This is a genomic window from Campylobacter sp. MIT 21-1684, from assembly GCF_026241315.1.
Classification (GTDB): domain Bacteria; phylum Campylobacterota; class Campylobacteria; order Campylobacterales; family Campylobacteraceae; genus Campylobacter_D.
On record NZ_JAPHNA010000003.1, the window covers coordinates 67411 to 86439 of the forward strand.

Sequence of the window (19029 nt, forward strand, 5' to 3'; positions counted from 1 at the left end):
TTAATATTGAAAAAGTTTTTTACTGATACAACTTTTCTTAAGAACGATTTTTCAAACAAATTCTCTTCTGCAAAGTAGTAAAAACTCAAAAAAACAATTTAAATTCTAAAATAGTCCCGTAATTTCTCACAAAGCTCAAAAAAATTGACCCCATCTATAGTTCTATTGTTCTTAAAAAAAACAAACATATCTTCAAAACCATTTTCAAGCTCTTTTGATTTTACTCCATAACTTATAGAAAGTCCCGCCTCTATAAAAGCTGCCAATTTATCACAATACTTTAAAGCTTTTCCGTCAATAGCACCAAATTCATTCGTATTAAAAGAGCTTAAACTTCCGCTACAAAGCTCTACAATACCATTTTTAAAAGTACGATTTTCAAACTCATTCTTTACAAATCTAAACTCTCCGGTCCTTCCTTCACGTATGCCTAAAATATAAGAAAATTCATTTTGCAAATCCTGAGGAATAAAAGGCAAAATTTTTTCATTTACAAGTTTCATTTCATATTCATTAATAAGAGTGTGTAAGCCGTCTATACCATATTTTACAGGACTTATAATATCACGAGTCAAACTCTCTGGTAAATCGTGAAATAAAGCACAATAAAAATTATTTTCAAGTCTTTTTTCACAAGCTTGTATTTTCAATGAATAAAAATAACTTAAAACAGCCACTACAAGCATATGTCCTAAAACAGCAGTTTCAGGGATACGAGGGGTTTGCGCCCATCTCTTTTGAAAGCGAAGACGACCGCTTAAATCTATAATTTTAGCGATTTTTTGATTTAAGGCTATCTTCCTTGCACCTATCAATTCATAATAATCCTCAAGCTCCTCTTCAACTTTTGTTTTAATCTCATCAATATCACTTAAAAAAGCTGAAGTTTGATAGACTATATTAAACTCCCATCTGGTTGCAAAATACGAAGCAGCTTTTAATATCAGCCTTTCTTTGTTATACGAATCACCTTGTAAATAATTTTGAAATCTCTTTAAAAAATTTCCTTCCTCAATATCTTCTACCATAGGCTCTATATGACTTAATACCCAAACATTTACCTCATCTTTTTTTTGATGAACAATTTGATGGTAGACATCAGGTCTAATGTCAGTAACAATAACGCGGCTTAAAAACTCAAAAATCCCGCCTTCAATAAGGGCTTTCATATTCACATCTTTTTCCATTTTAGCGATAAAATAAGCGATGATGAATTTATGTGCTTGCTTGTCAAGTTCTACCAAATTTGCCATTCTAGGATAATCATTCCAACGGCTTATCGAAGCAGCTTTAAATATATGTTCTATGAGTTGTATCTTTATCATTCAATGCATCCTTTTTTATAAATTTTAGCATAAATTATCTGTTTAAAGTCCAAAATTCGCTACAATAGCCAAAAAGGAGAGGAATGAAAAAAGCACTTTGCATAATAAGCGGTGGAATGGACAGCACTGTGAGTGCATACTTAGCAAAGAAACAAGGGTATGAACTCATCGCTTTACATTTTGATTATGGACAAAGAACTCAAAAGAAAGAAAGAGAATGTTTTGAAAATATTTGCAGAGCTTTAAAGGTGCAAAAATCATTTATTTTCAATGCAGATTTCTTAAAAATTATAGGTGCTAATGCCTTAACTGATACCAATATAGCTGTACCCAAAAATGAACTTTTCAAAACAAACAATTCCTTACCAAAAACCTACGTACCTTTTCGCAATGGAATTTTTCTAAGTATAGCAGGAAGTTTAGCCGAAAAAGAATATTGTGAAAGCATTTTTTTGGGAATTATTGAAGATGATGGAAGTGGATATCCTGATTGTACAGAAAGCTTTCTTAAACAAGCAGAACTTTTTATCAACAATGGTACAAGTGCTAACTTTAGAGTACATTTGCAAGCCCCTCTTTTACATCTTCATAAAGACGAAATTGTTACTTTAGCACTCCAAGAAAAGGTTCCTTTAGAGCTTACTTGGTCCTGCTATGAAAATGAAAATGAAGCGTGTGGAGAATGCGATAGCTGCTTACTTCGTCTCAAGGGTTTTCAAAAAGCTAAGATTGCAGACACAATAAAGTATAAAATATGAAAAAACACCATTTTCATATTCTGCATTCAAATTTACTTCTTTGGTATGAAAAAAATGGACGCAAAAATTTGCCCTGGAGGAATTTAGAAAGTCCTCTGTGTGATAAAAAAATACAAAATATACAAAGAGCCTATGGAGTCTATATTAGCGAAATAATGCTACAACAAACGCAAGTAAAAAGAGTGCTTGAAAATTTTTATTTCCCATTTTTGAGTCAATTTCCTCATCTTGAAAGTCTTGCAAAGGCTAACGACAATGAACTTTTAAAGGCGTGGCAAGGACTTGGATTTTACACTCGTGCAAGAAATCTAAAAAAATCTGCACTTGAGTGTATGCAGAACTTTAATGGAAATCTGCCTCAAGATCTAAAAGCTCTACAAAGCTTAAGTGGTGTTGGTGCTTACACAGCAGGAGCCATAGCCTGTTTTGGATTTAATCAAGCAGTAAGTTTTTTTGACAGCAATATAGCACGCGTTTTAAGTCGTCTTTTTGGTCTTGAAAATCCTAATCCAAAGGAACTTCAAACACGAGCAGATTCTTTCTTAAACACAGAAGATGCTTTCAATCATAATCAAGCTTTGCTAGATCTTGGTGCTTTAGTTTGTCTTCCCAACAATCCAAAATGCGGGCTTTGTCCTTTATATGAAACTTGCAAAGGCAAATACTCTCCTGCTTTATACTATAAGAAGAAAAAAACCCTGTATCAAAGACGTGATTTAAAACTTTTTTTCATCGAACACAATGCAACATTCGCGGTACAAAAAAGCACAGAAAAACTCTATAATGGACTGTATAATTTTCCTTGTACAAATACCACACACAACAATAAAAAAGCAAAGTTTTTAGGGGAATTCAAACACAGCTATACCAAATATAAGCTTTACATAAAGATGTATCACTACAAAACTTCACAAAGACTTAATGAGTATGAATTTAAAACTATTGAAGAACTCGATACTATGCCCTTATCTGCACTCTCTTTAAAAGCTCTCAAATATCTTCAAAAAAAATAAACTATGAAAAAAATATACATAGAACTTAGCGATAAGTGCGGCTTAAAATGTACTTTTTGTCCCTCAAAAAAAGAACTTCGTGGAATAATGAGTCTTGAAAAATTTTCCATTTTGTGCGCACAAATTTGGGATAAAGCAGAACTTTTTACCTTTCATATCTTAGGCGATCCTCTGCTATTGAATAATCTAGAAGAATACATACAAATCGCAAAAAATCATAGAATGAAACTTGAACTAACAACAAGCGGTTTTTATTTGAATCCAAAAAATCATACCCTGCTTTTAAAATTTGACAATATTTACCAAATTAACATCTCTTTAATGGCTTTTCTCTCACAAAAAAACACGAGTATACAACAATACTTTAACCCTATATTAAAGCTGTGCAAAGCCCACTTAGAACAAAAAAATCAAGCTTTTATCAATTTAAGACTATGGAATTTAAATCAAGAATATCAAGCCCCAAAAGAAAATGAAATTATTTATGCGATTTTATCCTCACATTTTCAGGTTCAAATTCAACCTGACACATTAAAAAGAAAACTTGCAAGAAAAATAATTCTCCATCAAAAAAGACTTTTTGAGTGGCCAAATCCAAAGCACAAAAACAAAAATGAACAAGGATACTGTCACGCTTTAAAAGAACAAATAGGGATTTTAAGCGATGGAACTTTAGTGCCGTGTTGTTTTGACACTCAAGGCGATATTAATTTAGGCAATGTTTTTAAAGAAGATTTTAGTGTTTTATTGCATTCACCATTCTTACAAAACATCAAAGAGGACTTTAGACAAGGCAAACGCAAAGAAGCTTTGTGTCAAAGCTGTGAATTTCATAAAAACAAAGCCTAATCGACTTCAAACATTTCATAGTATTCTTAAAAGTCGTAGCTTAATCAATAGAGTAAAATATGTATTACGAAAACGAAGAAAATAGCAATAAACCTTCCCTCAGATGACTGCGGCACACGCAAAATTCAAGTGCTCTGCTGTGTTCCCACCCTGAAGCGGTGCTTAAAAAAGACGTTGCACAGGTCTAAGAAAAGGCGAGAAAATTATAACTAAAAAGGCTTAAAAGCATTTGAGAGAAAATATTAATGAATATTCTCTTTATTTTTTCATATTAATGGCTCTTTGTATCATCTGATCACTTGTTGTAATACTTTTAGAGCTTGCATCAAAAGCTTTTTGTGTAACTATAAGCTGTGTAAGCTCATTGCTTAAATCAACATTTGATAACTCCAAATTACCCCCTTTAAATTTGGCTGTATCCACAACTTCGCCGTTACTTAAAATAAAACTTGCTTCACCGCTCTTTTGTGTGGCAGCAAACACATTATCACCCATAGCAAATAAACCTTCTTCATTGATAAAATTATAAAGAGCAAGTTTGCCTATTATATGAGTTTTGCCATTGCTAAACTGCGCCACTATGTCGCCTCTGTCAGATATTTGATATTTATTAAAAAAGCCTTCAGCAAGACCATCTTGACGGTAAGAAACACTTTTTTCTTTTCCGGGTTGTACATAAACTCCGCTATAACCCGAACCAACTTGCTCTGGATTAAAAGGAGTACCAAAATTCAGGGCAATAGCTCCACCATTTGGATTGTTAATAGTTGTAAGCGTACTTTCTCGCAAAGCCCCATTTTTATCAAATTTTAAAGTCCCTTGCACTTCTTCACCAAGGGGCTCATTATCAGAATTATAAATTTGGGCATTTGCTTTGTACTCTATATCATCATTAACTTGAGGCAAAATTCTTTCTACAACCACTCTTACAAAAGACCTGCTTCCATCAGCATTATAAACAGGTGATTCAAGTATATCTTGATTTGATTTTTCTTGTTCTGTGGCAATTTGAGCAGAAACAAGCTTAAGAGAATTTAAATCAAGCCCTTTTATATCAAGTGCGTTGCTAGTAAAATTCAAATTTTCATCTAAAAGGGTTTCGAAACTCGTCCTTGATCCAAAATCATCAGCAAAATTTAAAATAATTATATCTCCAGCCTTAGCACTAATAACTTCATCTTTACCTACTTTACCACTTGCTATATATTTATTATCAGCTGTTTTTGTAAGTGTAATTTCATTTGTATCAAGTTCAACTTTAACTGTTTGTAATTTTGTATCGCTGTTTAAATTTCCATACCAATTAATATTTTGCGTTGTCTGTGGTGGAATATACATATTCACAGGCACTGAAAGTACACTTTGGGCACCACTTGCGGCTCTATTAAAATTTTCACTTGAATTGATAGTAAAACCACTACTAACAGGGGCACCTGTATTGAGATATTGACCCATTAAACCAGACACTCTTTGACTATAAGCAATGGCAGAAAAAGCAGGATTCATAGTCCCAAGCACAAAATTTCCATACGAATCAACTAAACGACTACTTCCATCTCGTCTAAAAGCACCATTTCTTGTGTAATATGTATTTCCATCAGGTGCTAACACACCAAAAAAACCTTTGCCTTGCAAAGCCACATCAAATTCGCCCTCACTTGCACTAATTGGTCCTTGAGAAAAAACAAGTTTAGAGGCTGATGGTGTTGAACCATAACCGCTTTGTGCAGGGTTTGTCGATTGTGAGCTAACCTTGCTGTAAAAAATATCTTTGAATTCAGCATTAGAATACTTAAAACCGGTAGTATTAACATTAGATATATTATGCGCACTTAAATCAATACCAAAACTGCTGCTTTTTACCCCAGAAACTCCATTATAAAATGCCTTCATCATTTGTTTTGCCTTTAATAAAAACCTCGATCAGAAATTTCTTTTATATCATCAAACTTCACTTCTTTTCCAGCTATTTTTGCAATCGTTTGACCGTCTTTAAAGCGAATTGCATCAATAGGATAACTACCATAATTTGATGTAACTTTTTGGCCAAGTGCTTTGTCATTATAAACTAGTTTTGCACTATACTCTCCGTCTCCAGCATAAACACCATCATTATTTCTACCATTCCATTCAACACTATAAAGTCCTGGTCCGACAGACTTTCCTTCATCTAATTTTGTATTATATACAAGCTTGTTATCTTTGTCATACACTTCTAAATTTACACCCTGTTCGTTTGAACTTACAGGCATATAAAAACTCATTGTAATATTTGTATTTTGCCCACTAAGCTTTACTGTGTCATCAATAGTTGCCGTACGTCCAATAGCACTAATAGCAGAAGAATTCATCGCTGTGCTGAAAGATTGAGAAAGCTTGTCCATTGTCTCAACCATTTTTTGCATAGTTGAATTTGTATTTTGCTGCATTTCCAAAGCAGCAAGTTGTGAGGTTTGAGTAAGCATTTTCTCACTATCCATAGGTTCGGTTGGATCTTGATGCTGAAGTTCTATTAAAAGAAGTTTTAAAAAAGCATCTTTATCAAGGGTAGCTTTTGGATTTGCCACTGTACCACTAGAAGAAGTGCTAGTAGTTGAAGCAGCAGTAGTGTCTGTATTTTGTCTCCAATCTTTCCAATCTGTTTGCGTTACCATTTCAACAACTCCTTATATAAAAATTAATTACATTAAAGCAAAATGTATTCCAACTTAGAAATATTTTGCTAAAACAAACTCTAGATTCAGTTTTTGTTCTTCATCAGAATTTTCTAAAGCCTCTTTAAAACCATAAGCACTACGATTCTTACCTTGATTCTGTTCTTTTTTACCCTGATCGCTAAAATTCATTTCAAGTCCTGTAAATCCCATATTAACAAGCGAATTTTTAAATTCAGTTTGATTTTGAATAAAAATATTCATCGTAGCAGTATTTGAATTAAAACTAATATGCAAATTGTTACCTCTTTGCATTAAAGTAACCTCAACCTCACCTAAATTTGAAGGATTTAAAGTAATACTAAGCTTTGTAACTGGTGCTTTATACTGCTCTATAGCTTCTTTCAAATCGTGAGAAAAATACTTCAAAGTTTCTTTAACAGGATTTTTCATAGAACTGTGTGCTGATTTACTCATATCCTTAAGCAAAGAATTAAGTTCATCTAAAGTATTTTTCATTGAATCATTACCCGTTTTGTTGTGTTGTGTCAATTCTTCTTTCAAAGAGTTGTCATTTGCCATTGTATTATTTTCTTTATTTGAAAGGATTTGAGTTTTTGTTGCATTTTCTAAATTAGCTTTTACAAGATCGCTTGAATCTTTTCTTTGTTCTTTATATGATTCTTTGTTAGAAACTTTATCGAATTCTTTTTGAGTTACAGGCACACTTTTTTTGCTTTCACTCATATTATTATTCAAATCATTTCTATTTTCATTCTTTCTATTGCTGTCATTTGCCATTGTATTATTTTCTTTATTTGAAAGGATTTGAGTTTTTGTTGCATTTTCTAAATTAGCTTTTACAAGATCGCCTTGATTTTTTTCATTTTTATGCCTTACAATCAAATCATTTAAATCCTCCTCTTTATCCAAAGAATCCAATTTTTTTAAAATTTGAGAAAGGAGAGATTGTTCTTTTTCAGTCTTTTTAGAAAGAATATTTTCAAAATGTACATTTTGAGGAATGTTCTTGCTTATATCGGCTATTTTCTCGCTAATTACTTTTTGAAAAGAATCTTCTATCTTGCCTGTAAAAAAATGCGCCTTTTCCAAATTTGGAAAGGCAGTTTTCAAATCAGACAAATGTTCAACTTTTATATTTTTAAGCTCCAATCCTAAATCTTCAACCATATCTAAAAGCTCAGCTAAGGTACTAACCTCTTTGAGAGCACTAAATTGCTCTTCACTTTTGAGAATTTGAGTTATTTGATTTGATAATTGATTGAATTTTATTTCACTCGTATCAACTTGAAGCTTTTCAAGTAAAGAGAGTATTTGCATAAATGAAGCTGATTCAAAAAAACTTACAGTATCATTTTCATCAAAAAGACTATTTTCAAGCTTCATCATTACTTGACCCATAATTTCTTGTTTGTCTTTTTGCAAAGAATCAAACAAGAATATATCGCTTTCTTTTAACAAAGTATGAAGAAAACTCTCACTATTTTCTAACTCATCTGTTTTATGAATACTCTGTTTGTTGTGAGAATTACTTGTACTTAGCTTACTTAGAGCTGTAAGTTCATTTTTTTGTGCAACTATATTAGACATTTTCTTCCTAAATATCTAAAAATTGACTTTGAGCTAAAATAGGGAATTTAGCTTTTAAATAATTATTCTCATAAACTTTTATCATAGAATCGGTAGAGTATTGACTTAAAAGTTCTGCGAGTTCTTCTACATTTTTCGTATTCACAATTTTTTCAAAATTTTCTTCACCATTTAAAAGCTCTGTAAGCTCAGCTGGAATTCGCAAGAGCGAATCGCTTGTATTCGTTCTTAAACGTTCTAAAAGCTCTAAAGCTTGGAGTAAAATTTCACTTTTTCTATTAACAAGTTCTACGCAAAAATCAGCTAAGATTTCTTTATTAAGTGGTTTTGACATTGTACACCTCTTTTTTTAAAATTTCATTACTTGTGCATATAAAAGCAAAAAGCATTCCAACTTTTAATTTTATGCTATAATAAGCAAAAATCATATATAATACAGGCTTTTAATTTAATTTTGGAGACAAGCTTGGAAAATATTAGAAATATCGCTGTTATAGCTCACGTTGATCACGGAAAAACAACTCTAGTCGATGAACTGTTAAAACAATCAGGAACTTTCAGCGAAAGAGAGCAAATCACAGAACGCGTTATGGATAGCAATGACATAGAAAAAGAACGCGGTATTACTATACTTTCAAAAAACACAGCTATTGTTTATAAGGGTACAAAAATCAACATTATAGACACTCCCGGACACGCTGATTTTGGCGGAGAAGTTGAAAGGGTGCTTAAAATGGTCGATGGTGTTTTACTTTTAGTTGATGCACAAGAAGGTGTAATGCCTCAAACAAAATTTGTCGTGAAAAAAGCTCTTGTTTTAGGACTAAAGCCCATAGTAGTTGTTAATAAAATTGATAAAATTGCAGCAGATCCTGAAAGAGTGATTAATGAAATTTTCGACCTCTTCGTTGCTTTAGGGGCAAATGATGAGCAGCTTGATTTTGCCATAGTTTATGCAGCAGCAAAAAATGGCTATGCGAAATTGGATTTAGAATCCCAAAGCTCTACTATGGAACCACTTTTTCAAACTATTTTAGAACGCGTTCCAGCTCCAAGTGGAACAAATGAAAACCCTTTGCAACTTCAAGTTTTTACTTTAGGATATGATAATTTTGTTGGAAAAATAGGCATAGCACGGATTTTTAATGGTACTGTGAAAAAAAATCAAAATGTTATGCTTGCAAAAGCAGATGGAAGCAAACTTAATGGCAGAATTTCAAAGCTTATAGGGTTTATGGGACTTGAAAAAATGGATATTGATGAGGCTTATAGCGGAGATATTGTCGCCATTGCAGGTTTTGAAGCTTTAGATGTGGGGGATAGTATAGTCGATCCAAACAATCCACAACCACTTGATCCTCTTCATATAGAAGAGCCGACTTTAAGCATAGTTTTTGCTGTCAATGATGGACCCTTAAGTGGAACAGAAGGAAAACACATTACTTCAAACAAAATAGCCCAAAGATTAGAAGCTGAAATGAAAACAAATATAGCAATGAAATTTGAAAGCGGAGGGGAAGGAAAATTTAAAGTCAGCGGTAGAGGAGAACTTCAAATCACTATATTAGCAGAAAATATGAGACGCGAAGGCTTTGAATTTTGTATGGGAAGACCTGAAGTGATAGTGAAAATTGAAAATTCAATAAAAACAGAACCTTATGAACATTTGGTCATAGACACACCTGATGAATTTAGCGGAGTTATTATAGAAAAACTTGGAAAAAGAAAAGCTGAGATGAAAGCAATGAATCCTACAGGAGATGGACAAACACGACTTGAGTTTGAAATTCCTGCACGAGGATTAATAGGTTTTAGAAGTCAGTTTTTAACAGATACAAAAGGTGAAGGGGTGATGAATCATAGCTTTTTGGAATTTCGCCCTTTTAGTGGAGTTGTAGAAAAAAGAGCCAACGGAGCCTTAATTTCTATGGAAAATGGTGCGGCTTTAGGATATTCTCTTTTTAATTTGCAAGAAAGAGGTGTGCTTTTTATAGAACCGGGTGCTAAAGTTTATACAGGTATGATAATAGGCGAACACTCTCGTCAAAATGATTTGGATGTGAATCCCATCAAAGGTAAAAATCTTACTAATGTTAGAGCAAGTGGAAGTGATGATGCCATAAAGCTTGTACCACCAAGAAAATTAAGTCTGGAAAGAGCGTTAGAATGGATAGAAGAAGATGAACTTGTCGAAGTAACTCCTCTTAATATAAGAGTTAGAAAAAGATATTTAGATCAAAATCAAAGAAAAAGAATGGAAAAAACAAAGTCTTAAGATTTTTTATTCTTGCAAAATTTGATTTTTATCGCGGCACAAATCTTGCCAACTTGAATTCGTCTCAAGCTCTATACAAAGCTTTAAACTTTCTTTTTGCTTCTGCGTATCTTTTATCTTTTCATAAACCCTGCTTTGTATATACAAAGCTCTTGCTCTATCCTCATCTGAAAGTCTTAATTTAAGAAGATCTTGTAAAATACTTAACGACTCATCATAACTTGATTCTTTTTGCAAAGCTTCTAAATACATAAATTCTAAATTTGGACTAAAAAGATTAACTCCTTTTAAATTCTGGTAATCAATGGCCTTTGGCGCGTAATTTAAAATCGTAGTTTGCATATTATGTTCATTAGCATAATTAAGTAAAGAAACATACGATTCAATAAGAGTAAAATTTGGAGTAAAACTTTCTAAAATTTGTAAAATTTTAACGGCTTGGTTATAATCTCCCTGTTTTAAATAGGAAACAAATTGCAAATAATAGGCTCTAAATTGCTCTTCTTCACTTTTTAAAATCTTTGAATTTGCTATATTTTTCGCAATATCCACAACTCTTGCATACTGCTTATCATCAAAAAGCATATTTGCTTTTTGCAAACCATAAAAAACACTGTCTTCATCAAAATTTTTATCTGCATACATCAAAGCCTGTTCTTTTCTTGAAGTCCTTTGAAAACACTGAAGCATTTGTTTTTTATTGTCAATCTTTTGTCCTATATCATAAGAAGTAAACTGATTAAAAGTTTGTACAGCTTGTATGCAATCATCTTCTTGAAGTTGATTTTTTAAAGTTTGCACAGCTGCCTGTTCTAAAAACTTACTTGCACTTGGAATTTGAGCTTTTTCTATTTCATTCTTACGATTTAAAATAGCACTGATATTGCCTTCTTTATAATAGAGTTTTATGTCCTCATTAAGGGCTTTTTTAGCTATATTTTCATCCTGTACAAGATAGCGATTAAAAATATCTTGATATTTTTTATGCAATAAGCTTGCATTATTATCACCAAGAAAAAGAAAAACCTCATCACTTGCTTTGTTAATATCAGTCAAGTACTTTCCATCAAAATACTCATCTTTGTAAAGATTGATATATTTTTCAGCTTCATTTGGATTTGAACTCTGTGTTAAAACTAAAGCCAAATTTTTTAAAGTCTCTTCATAATCTGGATTGATTCTTGGCATTACAGAAAATGTATTTTTATAAATATTAGCACTAGTATCAAAATGTTTCTTGTCTGCAAAAAGTTTGGCAAGCTCTAAAGACTTTTTTATATCCTTGCCAAAATACTTAGGATTTGCCTGTAAAATAGTCTGCACATATTGCATAGCTCTTTGGATATTGGTATTTAAAAGTTCATTTTTAGCTAAAAGCACAGCAGCTCTTGCAGCAAGATCTAAATTTTTTGTACCAAAATAAACGTTTTCATACATCTGCACTGCTCTTTCTTTCTCTCCTAGATTATAGATATAATCTGCATAATCAAGTTTTGAAAGTTCAGCAAAATAATTGTCTGCAAACTCATTTTCCACAATAGACATTATATAATCCACATCTGACCTGCGAGCAAGAACAATATAAGTACGCAACATAATATTTAACACTTCTGGAAAATTCTTATCACTTGTATAGGTTCTTGTCCAATTTTTTGCCTCTTGTATCATTTGTTCTAAAATTTCTTGATTTCGTATTGATGGATCCTCTGTATAAAGTTTTGCTTGAGCCCTAAGTTTATATAAAATAAATTCACTCATAAAAATACTTTTTTTGTAACGGTTTATAGCATTTTGCGCATCAACAGCAACTTGAGCATAATTGGCTTTTTCAAATTGATTCTTGATTCGAATATAAGTGTTAATATCAGCACTTTGAGGGATAAATACAGGTTCTGAATTTAAGTCAAGAGCTCCAATATAAGGCAAACTTTCGTGTGGAAAATCTATAGAAAAGTCTAATCCATTATCTTGCTTAACTGCATCAAGAAAAGGGGTAAAAACAAAAGTAAAACCTTTTGATTTGTGAGAGATTGAAGAACTAAGTTCTTTATCTTGGTAGATATTTTGAGACAAGTCAAACATTCTTGCACGCATTTTTGGAGTGATTATGATTGTAATCTTTTGTTCTTCCTTGTTAAAAGTCAAATCAAAAGCAGCAAAATTCTGATTTTGGAGTTCATTATTTACCATACCTGCGATAATACATTCAAAATACATCGTCCCTTCAATATCTTTTTGTTGGCAAGTAAATTCAAGTCCATTTGTAAGATGTAATATTGCAAAAGGCTCATTATCTTGTCTGCCAGTGTTTAAAACAAGCTCAAAAGCAAAAAGTTTGATAATAGTACATATTAATATAACTACAATTCTCATACATCTATTATAACAAAACTCTTATAATAGAAACAATACAGCAAAAACACTTGCAAATACACAAAGCAATAAAATACAATTTTGCTTCATATCAAGTCTTAAAGCTTTTGAACTTCTTTCCTTGATAAAAAAAATATGAATGATGATTTTAAAATACGCATAAAGTATAATCACAGAAACTAATGCTATACAAAGTGCTATATACCAATATCCCCAATTAATCATATTCTGCAAAACCATCACTTTACCCCAAAACACTCCAAAAGGAGGAATTCCAGCCAATGAAAGCACGCAAATACTAAGTGAAAAAGCTATAAGAGGTTTTTTGTATAAAAGGGCATTTACGCTTTCATACAAACTTCTCTTATATCTGCTCAAAATCAAAAATACACCATAATTTGCAAAGGCAAAAAACACCCAATAGATAAAAAGAGATTTTAAAAGAGGGCTTAAATCATCTCCTTGGTTTTGCAACAAAGGAATCAAAGCAGTTAAAACAAAAGAAGAATGCACTATGGAACTGTATGCAAACATTTTTTTTAAATCTGTTTGTACAAGAGCTGCTAGAGCAGCTACAAACATAGAAAAAAGCGTTACAATAACAACAATACTTTCAAAACCTGTATTCCTCAAAAAAGCAAAAATACGAATGATTACGACAAAAATAGCTATTTTAGGTACAACAGAAATAAAAGCAACTAAATTAGTTCTTGCAGCAGAATACACGTCGCGTAACCAAAAATGAAAAGGAATTAAAGAAAGTTTTAAAGCACAAAGCACAAAGATACACACACCGGCACTTAAAAGAAAAATGTCTTTACTTTCGCGATTCCAAACAAAAGCTTTTGAAAGATCTAAAGTACCCGTTTTCATATAAATAAAAGCACAAGAGAGTACAAAAAAACCAGAACTTACTGCTGCAAGAGTGAAATATTTTATAGCACTTGAAATAGCATTTGTTGTTCCTCTCATTGCTATAAGAGTATAAAGGGCAAGAGAAGAAGATTCAAGACCTATAAAAATAAGTATTAAATTTGAACTTGAGACCATCAATTCAAAGGAAGCTACCATAAACAAGAAAAGACTATAAAATTCAGCTTGCTTTTCCTCCCTTTCAATCAAAAGATAGAAAAAAGCAAAAAGCAAAAGAATACAACTTGCATAAAATGCAAGTATATCATTGTTTAAAGTATCTAAAAAAGCTTTAGCAGTAAAACCTTGTTTGCTAACATTTGAAAGCAATAAAAAGAAAGATATACATAAAGATAAAGCACCAATGGCAACGTAAAAACTGCAGTGAAATTTATAAAATGCTGAACACAACAAAAGTAAAGTGGCTATAGCTATTAAAAACAAAAAAGGATAAGACAAGCTTATATTAAGGCTTTGGAGGTCTAAAAGTTCATTGAACATTGTTTTCTCCTATTTGAGATAAAAAATTTAAAGAATCACTCTCCACAGCTCTTTCATTCATTATTTTCAATAAAACATTAGCGTCTTTGTGTAATGGTTCTAAAAAAATTTTTGGAGCAATGCCTAAAGCAAAAATCAAAATTACAACAAAAATAAGGGTAAAAATTTCTCTTAAATGCAGATTAAAACCTATCAGTTCAGTATCTTTACTCATAAAAAACATTCTGCGAAATACAGCTAACATATATACTGCAGTTAAGATAATCACCAAACCAGCCAAAAGAGCATAAAGGAAATTGAGTTTTGCAACTCCTAAGAGTATTAAAAATTCGCCAACAAAAGAAAGAGTCAGTGGCAAAGAAATGCTTGCAAGTACAACTAAAAGAAAAAATATAGAAAATACAGGAGCCTTGTTCGCTAAAGAATGGTAGAAAGAAATATCAAGAGTTTTATATTTTTGATATAAAATTTCAGTCATTAAAAATAAAGCACCCGTTACAAGCCCGTGAGCAAACATATAAAAAACTGAACCACTAATACCTAAAGCATTGAAAGAAAAAATTCCAAGTATTATCACACCAAGATGTGAAAAAGAACTGTAAGCTATAAGTTCTTTTAGTTGTGTAGCCTTATAAGCAATGAAAGCGCAATACACTATACTAACTATACACAAGGCTATAATTAAAGGCATAAAATACACACTTGCATCAGGAAAAAGCGGGAGAGAAAAATGCAAAAACCCAAAAGGTGCCATTTTAAAAGCCACAAGCATAACAGAAACTAAAATAGGAGAATTCGCATACACTTTTGGTGCCCAAGTATGAAAAGGAAAAAGTGGGGATTTGATAGCAAAAGCTATAAAAAAAGCAAGAAAAAGTAAAAGTTGCTCGGTCAAATTTGTAGCAGAAGCATTACTTTTCCAAATTTCTAAGTCAAAAGTCCAAATATTTAAAAGTTTATAGGTTAAATAAGCCTGATACAAAAGTGCGACAAGCATTAAAACCGAACCAAAAAAGGCATAAAGAAAAAATTTCACTCCGGGTCTAAAATCTTTACCATATATACCCATAATATAAAGCAAAGGCAAAAGAGAAAATTCCCAAAAAACATAAAAAAGCAAACCATCTAAAGAAGCAAAAAGCCCTATCATAGCAAATTCTAGAAAGAAAATACAAGCTACCATTGCTTTTTGTTCTATTTTTAAAAAAACGAAAGAAAGAAAAATCATTAAAGAACATAAAAGCATTAAAATAAGAGCTGTACTATTAACCCCTATATGATAATTGAAAAATTGAATCAAACCTAAGGAAAAATTGTATTCAAAATTGACACCCGCTAAAAAATCTTTAAACACAATACTATTTAGCAACAAAATAAGCAAACTTGCTACAACACTGAAAACTTTTACTCCACCACGGTTTAAAAGTAAGACAATAAAAGCAGCAAGTAAAGGCAGAAAAACTAATAAATTAAGCATTTTATACCACCCACACTAAAAAAAGTAAAAGTCCAAAACTACCAATAAGAAAATAAAGCATTAAAGAAAGACTATTTGGAACAATGATTTTACGCGAAAGCAATGTAATATAACAAGCAATTTTTTCAACAATGGCATCAAAAATATACACATCACAATGTTTGAAAATCGTACATAAACTCTCATATTTTTGCACTAAAAAACGGTGATACAGTTGCGGTATATAATAATCATTACTCAAAAGTTTATGAATTGTATTCTTTTCTATGCTTTCTTTAAACCAAGATTTTTGATAAGCAAGAATAGATATAATAACTCCAAGTACTGCAAAAACAATTGATAAAATCACAACCGAAAAAGTCTGTGCATCAATAAAAACAAGTTTAATACTTACATACTCAAAAAAACTATGTTCAAAAAAACCTGCAATAATAGCTAAAATCACTAAAGGACTCATTGCAAAAAGAGCTATTTTACTAGCTTCGTGAGGATGTAAATGATGTCTTTGTTCTGTGAAGAAAACAAGCATTAAAAGTCTAAAACTATAAAAGGCTGTCAAAAAAGCTGTTATTAAAAGTACCAAAAAAATTCCGTGGTGAAAAGAAATAAAAGCATATTCTAAAATTAAATCCTTAGAGAAAAATCCAGCAAAAGGATAAATACCTGCCAAAGCCAAAGAAGCTATGGTCATAAAAATTGCTGTAATTTTCATAGTTTTATAGAGCCCGCCCATTTTTTTAATATCTAAATTATCATTCATAGCGTGCATCACATTCCCTGCTCCTAAAAAAAGCAGAGATTTAAAAAAGGCGTGAGTAACTAAATGAAATAAAGCTATGCTGTACGCTCCAAGTCCAGCGGCAACAAACATATAACCAAGCTGCGAAAGAGTTGAATAAGCGATAATACGTTTTAAATCTCTTGCAACTAAAGCCATAGAAGCAGCAAAAAGTGCCACAAAAGATCCAAGCAGAGCAATAAAATAACTCACTTCAAATACTAAATCATAGATAGCACTTGCGCGTATAACCAAATATACACCTGCTGTTACCATAGTTGCAGCGTGAATAAGAGCAGAAACAGGTGTAGGTCCGGCCATAGCATCAGCAAGCCAAGTATGAAAAGGAAACTGTGCCGATTTACCCATAGCTCCAATGAATAAACAAGTAGCAATTATAATCAAAGCAATATGATCTGTACTTTGAGCAAGACTAAAAACCTCATCGTATTTTAAAGTACCCATTTGTAAGTACAACCAAAAAATACCTAAAAGCATTCCTAAATCGGCAACGCGGTTCATTATAAAAGCTTCATTAGCAGCAAAAGAATAGTTATCATTTTTATACCAAAAACCAATGAGTAACCAAGAACAAAGTCCAACACCTTCCCATCCTACAAAAAGCCCGAGAAAATTATCGCTCATCACTAAAAACATCATCGCAAAGACAAAAAGTCCTAAATAAGCAAAAAACTTATTAAAACCCTCATCCTCTTTCATATAAAAAATACTATAAAAATGCACACAGCTTGCTACTACACCAACAACACTCATCATCACAAGCGAAAGAGCATCAATATCAAAACCAAAATTTAAGCCTATAATACTTATCCATTCGAAGAAGCTTATATTGAAATCTTCATTTTTTACAAGCAAAACCAAAGAAGATACCGTGCTTAAAACAATGAGAAAAGAACAGATAAAACCAACAAGTACACTCTTTTTACTAAGGGAAAAACAACTTGCAAAAAGAAATGCTATAAAAGGGGCAAAAAATGAAACTAGAGCAAGACTTTGCATTTATAACTCCTCTTTCAAGCTTTTCAATTCCAAAGTGCCTTTTTTTCTATACCAAAGTACACATAAAGCCACGCCAACAGCAACTTCACAAGCAGCTACGCCCATTACAAAAAGAGCAAAAACTTGCCCATTTAAATCAGAATGCATTTTTGAAGCAGCGACTAAAGCTACATTTGCACCGTTGAGGAGAATTTCACTTGAAATAAAAAGCATAAGGAGGTTTTGTCTTTTTAAAATGCCTATTAAACCAACAACAAACATTAAAATAGCAAGTATGAAATATTTTTCTATCATTTATTTTCCTTACTAAGCTCTTTGTGTGTCAATACTATGGCACAAACAAGAGCAATTAAAAGTAAAATAGCTATAAATTCAAAGGCAAGGAGGTATTTTGTAAAAAGAGCAAGGGCAAGTTGTTTATTAGAATCAAAAAATTCAAGTTCCTGCAAAGCCAAATCTGTACTAATGTTTTGATACTTAAAAGTCCAAAATGCGATTAAAAGCAAAAAAGTACTTAAAACTATAAGCACAAAAAAAGTCTTTTTTGCTTTTAATGTTTCTTTAAAGTAGCTTCCAGCGTCAAAAAACATCATTGCAAAACTATAAAGCCCAAGCACAGCACCGCTATATATTATAATTTGAATTACGCCTAAGAATTCAGCATCAAGTAAAAAATAGATACCCGATAGAAAAACCATTCCACCGGCTAGAGCCGAAAGAGCATAAAGCATATTTTTACTTAAAACTGCTACTAAGAAAAAGGCTAAAACTATAACAGCAAAAAAATAAAAAGAAAGTTGTTCTATCATTGTTTCTCTCCTTGAGTACCATCTGTATTATCAGGAATAGCACAATGTTCATCATTGCAAAGCTCTTTTTCTCTTTGCTGCAATACTTCATAATAGTTTGGCGTTTTCTTTACTAAAATATCAGAATCCTTTCTTAAACTCCCAGCTCCTTCAAATTCGACTTGATTTTTCAAAGTGTCTATTGGAGTTAAGAAGTCTTCTTTAAAACCAAAATATGACCGCTGTTGGGCTGCGTTTTCATATTCTACACCGTGCACTATAGCAAGCTCTGGACAAACTTCAGCACAAAAACCACAATAAATACAACGACCTAAATTAATACTATAATTACCTACTTTTTTACGACCATATTCATCTAAAGAAGTTTCCATTCTTATGCAATTTGAAATACAAATTTTCTCACAAAGCCCACAACCTATACACCTTTCATTCTCACTTTCTATAAAACGCATCAGTCTGTGTACAGCTCTGTATCGTGTGTCAAGCTTAACTTTTTCAAGTGGATATTTTATTGTCGCACTATTACCTCTTTTAAGCATTTCACGCATAACAACAAAAAGACCGACGAAAAGTTCAAGCTTGATACTTCTTTTTAAAGCTTGTAGAATTTTTTGCCAAGAATTAAGAGAAGTTTTTCTTTTTTCATCAACTAAGTAATAATTTTTCATTTCAAA

15 protein-coding genes, 1 other RNA gene and 1 pseudogene are annotated in these 19029 nt (G+C 31.9%); 4 read left to right on the forward strand and 13 right to left on the reverse strand.

The window, feature by feature from the left end; all coding sequences use genetic code 11:
- Positions 1-98: 98 nt before the first annotated feature.
- Positions 99-1325 (reverse strand): HD domain-containing protein, encoded by a 1227-nt coding sequence (locus tag OQH62_RS02035; protein WP_266013141.1) that lies wholly within the window; start codon positions 1323-1325, stop codon positions 99-101.
- A gap of 83 nt (positions 1326-1408) precedes the next feature.
- Between OQH62_RS02035 and queC the strand changes: the two genes are divergently transcribed.
- From queC to OQH62_RS02050, 3 genes are read left to right on the forward strand one after another with little or no spacing between them, the layout of a single operon-like run.
- Positions 1409-2083, forward strand: a complete 675-nt coding sequence (gene queC / locus OQH62_RS02040; protein ID WP_266013143.1) for a 7-cyano-7-deazaguanine synthase QueC — start codon at positions 1409-1411, stop codon at positions 2081-2083.
- On the forward strand, positions 2080-3096 hold the full coding sequence (gene mutY, locus OQH62_RS02045) for an A/G-specific adenine glycosylase (RefSeq protein WP_266013144.1): 1017 nt from the start codon (positions 2080-2082) through the stop codon (positions 3094-3096). Before queC ends, mutY begins: the two co-directional genes overlap by 4 nt.
- 3 nt (positions 3097-3099) lie before the next feature.
- Positions 3100-3945, forward strand: coding sequence for a radical SAM/SPASM domain-containing protein (locus OQH62_RS02050; protein ID WP_266013146.1), 846 nt, complete (start codon positions 3100-3102; stop codon positions 3943-3945).
- Between the two features lie 93 nt (positions 3946-4038).
- On the opposite strand, the gene ffs is transcribed toward OQH62_RS02050, so the two are convergent.
- From ffs to OQH62_RS02075, 5 genes and pseudogenes are all read right to left on the reverse strand, one after another.
- Positions 4039-4136: signal recognition particle sRNA small type (ffs, locus tag OQH62_RS02055), an RNA gene on the reverse strand.
- 67 nt (positions 4137-4203) lie between these two features.
- The gene (locus OQH62_RS02060; protein ID WP_266013148.1) at positions 4204-5841 is read right to left on the reverse strand and encodes a flagellar hook-basal body complex protein; all 1638 of its coding nucleotides are present in this window, start codon (positions 5839-5841) and stop codon (positions 4204-4206) included.
- Positions 5842-5867: 26 nt separating this feature from the next.
- A pseudogene (locus OQH62_RS02065) lies at positions 5868-6599 on the reverse strand (flagellar basal body rod modification protein); the annotation flags it as partial.
- 54 nt (positions 6600-6653) lie between these two features.
- The gene (locus OQH62_RS02070; RefSeq protein ID WP_266013150.1) at positions 6654-8210 is read right to left on the reverse strand and encodes a flagellar hook-length control protein FliK; all 1557 of its coding nucleotides are present in this window, start codon (positions 8208-8210) and stop codon (positions 6654-6656) included.
- Between the two features lie 7 nt (positions 8211-8217).
- The gene (locus OQH62_RS02075) at positions 8218-8544 is read right to left on the reverse strand and encodes a hypothetical protein (protein ID WP_266013152.1); all 327 of its coding nucleotides are present in this window, start codon (positions 8542-8544) and stop codon (positions 8218-8220) included.
- A gap of 132 nt (positions 8545-8676) precedes the next feature.
- Here OQH62_RS02075 and typA point away from each other — a divergent pair, with 132 nt between their 5' ends.
- Positions 8677-10485, forward strand: a complete 1809-nt coding sequence (gene typA / locus OQH62_RS02080) for a translational GTPase TypA (protein WP_266013154.1) — start codon at positions 8677-8679, stop codon at positions 10483-10485.
- 6 nt (positions 10486-10491) lie between these two features.
- On the opposite strand, the gene OQH62_RS02085 is transcribed toward typA, so the two are convergent.
- The 7 genes from OQH62_RS02085 to nuoI are packed head-to-tail and all read right to left on the reverse strand — an operon-like array spanning position 10492 to position 19023.
- Complete coding sequence (locus tag OQH62_RS02085; protein ID WP_266013156.1) at positions 10492-12858, reverse strand: tetratricopeptide repeat protein; 2367 nt, start codon at positions 12856-12858, stop codon at positions 10492-10494.
- 21 nt (positions 12859-12879) lie between these two features.
- Positions 12880-14271: an NADH-quinone oxidoreductase subunit N gene (locus tag OQH62_RS02090; protein WP_266013158.1), complete on the reverse strand. Its 1392-nt coding sequence runs from the start codon at positions 14269-14271 to the stop codon at positions 12880-12882.
- The gene (locus OQH62_RS02095) at positions 14261-15748 is read right to left on the reverse strand and encodes an NADH-quinone oxidoreductase subunit M (protein WP_266013160.1); all 1488 of its coding nucleotides are present in this window, start codon (positions 15746-15748) and stop codon (positions 14261-14263) included. The genes OQH62_RS02090 and OQH62_RS02095 overlap by 11 nt, the downstream gene beginning before the upstream one ends.
- A 1-nt stretch (position 15749) precedes the next feature.
- Positions 15750-17546: an NADH-quinone oxidoreductase subunit L gene (gene nuoL, locus OQH62_RS02100; protein ID WP_266013162.1), complete on the reverse strand. Its 1797-nt coding sequence runs from the start codon at positions 17544-17546 to the stop codon at positions 15750-15752.
- Positions 17547-17840, reverse strand: a complete 294-nt coding sequence (gene nuoK, locus OQH62_RS02105; protein WP_266013164.1) for an NADH-quinone oxidoreductase subunit NuoK — start codon at positions 17838-17840, stop codon at positions 17547-17549.
- Positions 17837-18355: an NADH-quinone oxidoreductase subunit J gene (locus tag OQH62_RS02110; protein ID WP_266013166.1), complete on the reverse strand. Its 519-nt coding sequence runs from the start codon at positions 18353-18355 to the stop codon at positions 17837-17839. Before OQH62_RS02110 ends, nuoK begins: the two co-directional genes overlap by 4 nt.
- A complete protein-coding gene (gene nuoI / locus OQH62_RS02115) occupies positions 18352-19023 on the reverse strand; it encodes an NADH-quinone oxidoreductase subunit NuoI (protein WP_266013168.1) in 672 nt (223 codons plus the stop codon). The genes OQH62_RS02110 and nuoI overlap by 4 nt, the downstream gene beginning before the upstream one ends.
- Between the last annotated feature and the right edge of the window lie 6 nt (positions 19024-19029).